The organism is Hominilimicola sp. (assembly GCF_046972485.1).
Classification (GTDB): Bacteria; Bacillota; Clostridia; order UBA1381; family UBA1381; genus Hominilimicola; species Hominilimicola fabiformis.
Map to the genome: position 1 here is coordinate 1 of NZ_JBKVWU010000083.1, position 9268 is coordinate 9268.

The following is a 9268-nucleotide window of genomic DNA, read 5'->3' on the forward strand; positions in this document are numbered from 1 at the left end:
GTACAAGATATGACGATAATATGTATATTCAGCACATTTTGGCTATTTCTTTTTTCAATCTGCCTATTATTCTTTTTTCAAGTCTGGAAATATATGATTGCGATATACCAAGCATATCTGCAACTTCCTTTTGTGTTTTTTCCTTTCCGTTACCGAGTCCGAATCGTAACCGCATTATCTGTTGCTCCCTTACAGACAGTTTTTTCATCGCGTCAACAAGCAGTGCCTTGTCAACCTCGTCCTCTATATTTTTACAGATAACATCATTATCCGTTCCGAGTATATCAGAAAGCAAAAGTTCATTTCCGTCCCAATCCACATTAAGCGGCTCATCAATAGAAACCTCACTGCGCATATTTGAATTTTTACGAAGATACATTAATATTTCATTTTCAATGCACCTTGACGCATACGTTGCAAGCTTTATATTTTTAAGCGGATTAAATGTATTTATCGCTTTTATCAAACCAATCGTACCGATTGAGATTAAGTCCTCAACATATATCCCCGTATTTTCAAACTTTCTTGCAATATAAACAACAAGCCTTAAATTTCTTTCAATCAATGTAGCCTTAACACTCATATCACCGTTTACAAGCTTTTTCATAAGTGCTTCTTCCTCGTCTTTTTTCAATGGCGGCGGCAATGTGTCACTGCCTCCGATATAAAAGACTTCCGCATTTTTCAGAGGATTTGAGCCGATACAAATAAATTTTGAACTGATTTTTCTTAATAATTCCATTTCCTTTAACTCCTTCATAGTAAGCCTGCATTAATCAATGCGTGATATTCTTCATTATTTGAAAGTCTGCTGCCGTACAAACCTATAAATGTTTTATCTATTGTTTTATTTTCTTCCGGTATGTTTATTTCATCTGCCAAAAAAGCAAACAAAACATCGGACGAATTCCCCAACGAATTAAACGGTACTGCCCACAATTTCATATCTTCGATATAATTTTCAATATCCGAAAATTCTATTTCGGTATCAAACAGTTCTTTCGCCGCTTCCCATTCAAGTATGCTTACATACTTACCCGTTATAGGCTCTTTAAGTAAATTACCGCTGTCAAACAATGCAGAAACAGTTATAGTTCTGTCATTATGTGTCACATTCAGTATATAGTATTTTTTATTTTTTCTGTTTTTAAACATCTTTACAAAGAAAATCATCATAATGCACGATATTCCAAGCGATATGGCAAACACCTTTGAATTAATATCAAAATATACAATGCCGTTGTTGATTGCCATACCGATTGTTTTACCCGTAAGCGATACAAGCATTATCATTACAAACATCATTATACCGCCGAGCATTACAAACCATAACATCTGATTTAGTATGTTTTTGCGTTTTTCAAAATAGGCTGTTGTTATCATCAAAAATATCGCCACGCATCTCAGCACATACGAAATCCACATCGGCATTTCTATACAAAATATAATCGCCGAACTTATTCCGCCGATTACCGCCGCAACGGCTAAACGCAGCTTTTTTATTTTCACCGTATTAACGAACTTGCCGAGAATGTATAACAGCACATATGAAAATATAAAATTCACTAAAAATATTACATCGGCATATATCTCCATATTGCTCACCTCTAAAAAGTATTATACTCCATATACTGTAAGAAAAATGTCAAAGTCGGTTGTCGAATAAAAAAAATGTTTCGACATCTTTTAGTCGAAACATTATAAAAAAAAAACTGCCTTTCTCAAATAAGAAAGACAGTTCATTTTAAAGACAAAATTATTGCGGAACATTAATATCTTTTAATGTTATCATTATTCCCTCGGCAATACCTTGAGCAGCTTTATATTGATATTCGTCGGTAGTCATATTATAAACTTCCGTAGGATTTGTTATAAAGCCGACTTCGGTAAGTGCCGCAGGCATTTCACAGCGTTTTGTAACTGCGTGTTCGGCAGTTTTAACGCCTCTGTTTGTTGAACCCATATAATAAAGCATCCTGTTTAATATATTGGTTGCAAGCTTTTCGCTTGTTGTGCCGTAAGCGTTACCGTTATTTGAATCTGCATAATATACTTCAGTTCCGTTAGCATTCGGTGCATTGTCAACGGAATTGATATGTATACTTACAAAAACAGCGGCATTTTCAGCATTTGCTTGAGTAGGACGTTCAACCAATGACGGCAAAGTATCGCCTGTTCGTGTCATTGAAACGGTATAACCGGCATTTTCAAGAATTTCTTTTACTTTGTACGTTATTTCAAGAGTCAAATTCTTTTCAAGCACCACATTACCGTTAGAATAACCAACCGCGCCCGAGTCACTTCCTCCATGACCTGCGTCAAGCACAATCAATTTGCTCGAATCGGCAGTAATTGTCGAATTGTTGTTTGAATTTCCGTTGTTTACAGTCGGCTTCGGTGTCGGTGCGGCCGCCTTTGTTTCAACATTTATAACAACAGTATTGTTTGACGTTTTTTCAATATTGTATTTTTTTAAATTTGAAATATCTACAACAACTCTTGCTCTTTCGTCATTGTCGCCCATTCTTACAGATGTCACACCTGCTTTGTTAACGCTTAGTGTATCACCTACGCCATCAAACTTCATTCCTGCAAAATCCACAACAACTCTTTCCGGTGAACTTAATGTAAAATCGGAATAACTTGAAATATCGGCATTAGATGTAACTGTAACTTTAATGCTGTTATCGCCTGTAATGTCATATGAAACATTTGTTATTTTTGTTTCAACCGACGGTGTATAGCTTGCATTGTCATCCGAATTATCAGGCTGAGGAACTACATCGTCAATACTCGGTTCTTGATTTTCGTCCGAAATAACATATCCGTCCGAATCAATCAAAATCGCTCCGTCCTCCGAATCAAATTTTACATCAAGACCTATCGTTTCACTTATAAATCTTACGGGAACCATTGTTTTTGTTTCACCGCCTACCTTTGAGATAAGCTTTGGTACTACATTGTCGGGTATATTGGTTTTTTCACCGTTTATGTACGCAACATTATCATTAATTCTCATAACCACATCATATTCATCACTTGAAACTTCAATGGTTTGAGTGTCATTAATGTAATTTACCGTTGCACCCACTTCCTCAAATATTTCTCTTACCGGTACAAGTGCTCTGTCATTGAATATAATCGGTGAAAGCGGCGGATTGATTAGCTGATTGTTTACAACAAGTGCATAAATCTCTCCGTTATACTCGTGTGTTCCACCGTCATATTCAAGCATCATAGTCTGTGCCGATGCGAAACCTACACTGCAAAACAAAAACATTACTATCGCTATAAGTGATACTCTTAATTTTCTCATTTTGCACATCATCTCCTTTTCTTTTTTATCCTACACATTTTTTCTATTTCAATCATTCCGCAAACGGAATGTCAAAATGGTCATACGCAGCCTTTGTCGCAATTCTTCCTCTCGGTGTTCTTGATATAAAACCAAGCTGCAACAAATACGGCTCATATACGTCCTCAATAGTATTCGGTTCTTCGCCTATTGTCGCCGCCAAAGTGTCAAGACCGACAGGTCCGCCGCCGAAGTTTTCAATCATAGTCTTAATCATTCGGCTGTCAATTATATCAAGACCGAGTTCATCGACTTCCATACTCTTTAAAGCATCTGCCGCAACCTTATAATCAATTTTACCGTCATACTTTACCTGTGCAAAGTCACGCACACGCTTTAAAAATCGGTTTGCAATTCTTGGAGTACCTCTTGAACGTGACGCGATTTCCGCCGCACCCTCATCGTCTATTTCCACATCAAGCAAACCCGCACTTCTTTTGACTATTTCCTTGATTTCTTCAACAGTATAAAGTTCAAGTCGGCTTATAACACCAAATCTGTCCCTTAACGGTGCTGTCAAAAGTCCTGCTCTTGTTGTCGCTCCTATAAGTGTAAATTTCGGCAAATCAATTCTTATAGATTTCGCCGCCGGGCCTTTACCTATAATAATATCAAGCGCATAGTCCTCCATAGCCGGATAAAGAATTTCTTCAACCGTTCTTGACATACGGTGTATTTCGTCAATAAACAGTATATCGTGTTCCGACAGGTTTGTAAGAATAGCCGCCAAGTCACCCGCTTTTTCAATCGCAGGACCGGAAGTTATTCTTATATTAACACCCATCTCATTGGCAATAATACTTGCCAATGTGGTTTTACCCAATCCCGGCGGACCGTAAAGCAAAACATGGTCCAAAGCCTCACGTCTTTCAAGTGCCGCTTTTATGTATATTTCAAGATTGTTTTTAGCTTTTTCCTGACCTATATATTCAGAAAGATTTCTCGGTCTTAAACCGACCTCAATCTCCGCATCTTCACTTATAAAATCACTTGTGACAAATCTTTCGTCCTCATCAAACAATGATTTTACCTCCCCATATAATCTCCTATTATAATAATCCTGCAAGTGCTTTCTTTATTATTTCTTCAACACTCAATGTTCCGTCTATACCCTTAACGGCTTTTTGTGCATCGTTTGAGCTGTAACCCAAAACAACAAGCGCACTTATTGCCTCACTTCTGTTATCTGAAAGTATATCGTCACTTTCGTCTTCCAAATCAATTTCAAGCTCGTCCGTTTTCATCTTATCTTTAAGCTCCAATATAACTCTTTGAGCCATTTTAGGACCTACGCCCGATGCTTTTGTAATCGTCTTAACGTCATTCGTTATAACAGCCACCGCGAATTTAGCCGGAGTTGTTACCGACAAAATGGAAAGTGCCGCTTTAGGACCTACACCCGAAACAGATATAAGATGCATAAACATATTCTTTTCTTCTATAGTTGTAAAACCGAATAAATCCATTACGTCCTCTCTGACGTGTAAATATGTATATATTGTAATTTTTTTACCGACTTCACCGGCATTTTGCATACTGTTTAGCGAAGTGTAAATCATATATCCCACTCCGTTTGCGTCTACAACTATGTAATTATCGTTCTTTTGTACCAACGTACCTTTTATATAATAATACATTCTTTCTTACCTCGTACATATATAATACAATAACATTACAATTATGTCAACTTGCAATTTGTTACAAAATTATTAAATATCATTCTATTTTTTAATTTATTTTTAACTTATCGTTCTTTTATATGTATAATTTAACCATACTAATATTATTCAGCATTAATTTTATTGTATATTTTATCCAAAATTATTATATTTCATAAACTTTTCAGCAATGTTACAATTCTGTAACATTGCATACTATATGTTGTATATTAATTCATTTTTTCACTACATCTATGCTTACCTTACACCGTTCATTCCGAGCATGTTATTCATTTTATTGGAATGTGCGTGACAAATTGCAAGTGCAAGAGCATCTGCGGCATCATCGGGTTTAGGTATAACATTCAATCCCAAAATCATTTTCACCATAGATTGTATTTGTTTTTTATCCGCACGTCCGTAACCTGTAACGGACTGCTTAACCTGAAGCGGCGTATATTCGCTTATCGGTACATTCTTGTTTGCCACCGCTACAAGCAATACACCTCTTGCCTGTGCAACGTTAATCGCGGTCTTTTGGTTTGAATTGAAGAACAATTCTTCTATCGCCACCGCGTCGGGTTTATACTTATCTATATACATCGTCATCTCCGTATATATCTTTTTTAAACGTTCGACAGTCGGCATTCCTGCAGGTGTCGTGATTGCGTTGTATTCAAGCGTTCTGAACTTGTTTCCTACATACTCAACCACTCCTATTCCGACTATTGCATATCCGGGGTCTATACCTATTATAATCATTTTATTTCTAACTCCTTTATTTTCGTCAATTTTGCTATTGAATATATATAAATATTGGTGTATAATATAAATCATCAATAAATGATATTTTATAATATTTTAGGAGGAATTGCAACCATGGCAAAAGAAAAAGTTGTTTTAGCCTACTCAGGCGGACTTGATACCTCAATCATTATTCCTTGGCTAAAGGAAAATTACGATTACGATGTAATCGCTGTATGCGGTGACGTCGGACAAGGTAAAGAAACAGATGGTCTTGAAGAAAGAGCAAAAAAGGCAGGCGCATCTAAGCTTTATATCGAAGACCTTAGAGATGATTATGTAAAGGATTATATATTCCCTACTTTAAAAGCAGGTGCTGTATATGAAGGCAAGTATCTTTTAGGTACTTCTCACGCAAGACCTATCATTGCAAAAAGACTTGTTGAAATCGCTCATAAGGAAGGTGCTGTTGCAATATGCCACGGTGCTACAGGTAAGGGTAACGACCAAGTACGTTTTGAACTTGGTATAAAGGCTCTTGACCCATCACTAAAGATAATCGCTCCTTGGAGAATTTGGGATATTAAATCTCGTGAAGACGCTGTTGACTATGCAGAGGCTCACAACATTGAAATCCCTGTTACAAAGAAAGATTTGTATTCTCGTGACAGAAACATTTGGCACATCAGCCACGAAGGTATGGACCTTGAAGATCCTGCAAACGAACCGCAGCTTGACAGCTTGTTAAAGCTTGGCGTTTCACCTGAAAAAGCTCCTAACGAGCCAAAGTACATAACAATCGGTTTTGAAAAGGGTGAACCTGTTTCACTTGACGGCAAGAAGTTAGACCCAAGACCGCTTGTTGAAGAACTTAACAAGCTTGGCGGTGCTTACGGTGTAGGTATTGCAGACATCGTTGAGGACAGACTTGTAGGTATGAAGTCAAGAGGCGTTTATGAAACTCCGGGCGGTACAATTCTTTATACTGCTATTCAAGAACTTGAATACCTTTGCCTTGACAGAGATACTCAGGCATTCAAGCGTCAGTCAGCTATTAAGTTTGCTGAACTTGTATATGACGGTAAATGGTTTACACCGCTTCGTGAATCAATGTCAGCTATGTTTGACGTTATGGACGAAACTGTTACAGGTGAAGTCAGACTTAAGCTTTACAAAGGCAGCGTAACTCCTGCAGGTGCTAAGTCACCATGTTCACTATATAATGAAGATATTGCATCATTCGGTGACAGCCATGAGCTTTACAGCCACAAAGACAGTGAAGGTTTCATCAACCTATTCGGTCTACCGCTAAAGGTTCGTGCTATGATGAAGAAAAAGAACGGTTTGGATAAATAATAATCGTATATTATATTGAGGATACTTTTGGGTATCCTCTTTTTCTTTTCCGAAAAATTCTTATAAATCGTTTACATTTTCATTTTTTTATTATATAATAAAAGTATATGAGTTAATAGACAAAGGAGAAAAAATATATGGCTAAATTATGGGGCGGTCGCTTTCAGAAAAGCACCGACAAAAAAGTTGACGATTTCAATTCATCAATACGTTTTGACAAACGTATGTACAAACAAGATATAAAAGGTTCTGTCGCCCACGCTACAATGCTTGGCAAACAGAACATCATTCCAAAAGAGGACAGTGACAAAATCGTTGCCGAATTAAAGAATATTCTAAAGGATATTGAGGACGGCAAAGTTGAATTTGAAATTGACGCAGAAGATATTCATATGAATATTGAAAAGATTTTAATTGAGCGTATCGGTGATGCAGGTAAAAGACTTCACACCGGCAGAAGCCGTAACGACCAAGTCGCTCTTGACATTCGTATGTATCTTATGGACGAAACTGCCGATATTGAAGAAATGCTTATACACACACTTAACGTACTTGTTGACCTTGCTTCAGACCACACTGAAACAATTATGCCGGGTTACACACACCTTCAAAAGGCACAACCTGTTACCTTTGCACATCACCTAATGGCTTACTTTGAAATGTTCAAACGCGACCTTTCAAGACTTCGTGATTGCAGAAAACGTACTAATGTTATGCCTTTGGGCAGCGGTGCGCTTGCAGGTACTACCTACCCTCTTGACAGAGAATTTGTCGCAAGCGAACTTGGTTTTGACGCGGTTACAATGAACTCGCTTGACGGTGTTTCCGACAGAGATTTTGTTATTGAACTTGCAAACTGTCTTGCTCTTGTTATGATGCACCTTAGCCGTTTCTGTGAGGAACTTATTTTATGGTCAAGCAATGAATTTTCATTCGTTGAAATGGACGACGCTTTTTCAACAGGCTCATCTATTATGCCGCAAAAGAAAAATCCTGACGTTGCGGAACTTATTCGCGGTAAGGCAGGTCGTGTTTACGGTCATCTTATGGGCTTGCTTACTACAATGAAAGGTATTCCACTTGCATACAACAAGGATATGCAGGAAGATAAAGAGCCTATTTTTGACAGTATTGATACAGTTAAACTTTGCTTGCCTGTATTCTGCGATATGATTGCAACAATGACAGTTAAAAAGGATAATATGCTAAAAGGCTCAAAGGGCGGATTTACAAACGCAACTGACGTTGCCGATTATCTTGTAAAGAAAGGCTTGCCTTTCAGAGAGGCACACGCAGTTGTCGGAAGAATGGTATTCTATTCAATCGAACATGATAAATCACTTGATGACCTTACAATGGATGAATTTAAAGAATTTTCGGATATTATCGAGGATGATATTTATAATGCTATCAGCATGGAAACTTGCGTAAATGACAGAAAAGTCATAGGCGGTCCGGCAAAAGAAGTTGTCGAAAAAGCAATCGCTGACGCAAAAGAATTTTTAGCACAGCAATAAAAACAAAATGCAAGCTGTTAAATCAGCTTGCATTTTTTATTAATTTACTTTAAACGTACCGTAAATATCATTTATATAGACATCATAAATATCGTGATATGCGTGAGGTGATATAAATTCAAACCAATACATATTACCGTTTCTAAACTTACAATACTTATAATATTCCGTTATACCGTCATTAACCGTTACCGCAAAATAATCCGCTCCCGATGTTTTATACGTCACATTTCCTGCGTGATTTTGAATATAGAAATTCAATTCGTTTCCTACCGAGGTATCTGCCGCCGACTTTGTTGCTATAATTTCTCTTGCCGAGCCGTCGGGTGCTTCCACAGAATAAAGTGTTTCTGCTTTTCCGTCATTGTATACTACAAAATGCGACGGATAACTGCACTTAAAACCATATGCACTGCTGTTATACAAAGTATAACTTGGATGTGCTACAACACCTGTATCCTGTCTTGGCTGTTGAGGCGGTACATTAGCTTGTTGCGGCTCCTGTGTCACATATACAATTTGCGGTGTAACCTCCGGCATTTGTGTCGGTGTCGCAGTCGGCAACGGCATCGGTGTCGGCATAGGAGTTGATGTTGCTTTCGGTGCAAAAGGACTGCTCCCTGACATCACATTAAACA

At 37.6% G+C, this 9268-nt stretch carries 8 protein-coding genes and 1 pseudogene; 2 read left to right on the forward strand and 7 right to left on the reverse strand.

Annotation, left to right across the window (positions count from 1 at the left end; all coding sequences use genetic code 11):
- Window positions 1-28: 28 nt before the first annotated feature.
- From sigE to ruvC, 6 genes are all read right to left on the reverse strand, one after another.
- A complete protein-coding gene (gene sigE, locus ACLTU0_RS08565) occupies window positions 29-760 on the reverse strand; it encodes an RNA polymerase sporulation sigma factor SigE (RefSeq protein ID WP_412322066.1) in 732 nt (243 codons plus the stop codon).
- Complete coding sequence (locus tag ACLTU0_RS08570) at window positions 757-1596, reverse strand: sigma-E processing peptidase SpoIIGA (RefSeq protein WP_412322067.1); 840 nt, start codon at window positions 1594-1596, stop codon at window positions 757-759. The genes sigE and ACLTU0_RS08570 overlap by 4 nt, the downstream gene beginning before the upstream one ends.
- A gap of 160 nt (window positions 1597-1756) precedes the next feature.
- Entirely contained in the window at window positions 1757-3316 is a 1560-nt protein-coding gene (locus ACLTU0_RS08575; RefSeq protein ID WP_412322068.1) for an N-acetylmuramoyl-L-alanine amidase, read from the reverse strand.
- A 52-nt stretch (window positions 3317-3368) separates the two neighbouring features.
- Window positions 3369-4376, reverse strand: coding sequence for a Holliday junction branch migration DNA helicase RuvB (ruvB, locus tag ACLTU0_RS08580; RefSeq protein ID WP_022229217.1), 1008 nt, complete (start codon window positions 4374-4376; stop codon window positions 3369-3371).
- 28 nt (window positions 4377-4404) lie between these two features.
- Entirely contained in the window at window positions 4405-4992 is a 588-nt protein-coding gene (ruvA, locus tag ACLTU0_RS08585; protein WP_412322070.1) for a Holliday junction branch migration protein RuvA, read from the reverse strand.
- Window positions 4993-5271: 279 nt separating this feature from the next.
- Entirely contained in the window at window positions 5272-5775 is a 504-nt protein-coding gene (ruvC, locus tag ACLTU0_RS08590) for a crossover junction endodeoxyribonuclease RuvC (RefSeq protein WP_022229215.1), read from the reverse strand.
- Between the two features lie 117 nt (window positions 5776-5892).
- Between ruvC and ACLTU0_RS08595 the strand changes: the two genes are divergently transcribed.
- Both ACLTU0_RS08595 and argH read left to right on the forward strand, forming a co-directional pair.
- Entirely contained in the window at window positions 5893-7113 is a 1221-nt protein-coding gene (locus ACLTU0_RS08595; protein WP_412322072.1) for an argininosuccinate synthase, read from the forward strand.
- 137 nt (window positions 7114-7250) lie between these two features.
- Window positions 7251-8630 (forward strand): argininosuccinate lyase, encoded by a 1380-nt coding sequence (argH, locus tag ACLTU0_RS08600; protein WP_412322073.1) that lies wholly within the window; start codon window positions 7251-7253, stop codon window positions 8628-8630.
- 39 nt (window positions 8631-8669) lie between these two features.
- Here argH and ACLTU0_RS08605 read toward each other — a convergent pair.
- Window positions 8670-9268, reverse strand: a pseudogene (locus ACLTU0_RS08605) (hypothetical protein); the annotation flags it as partial.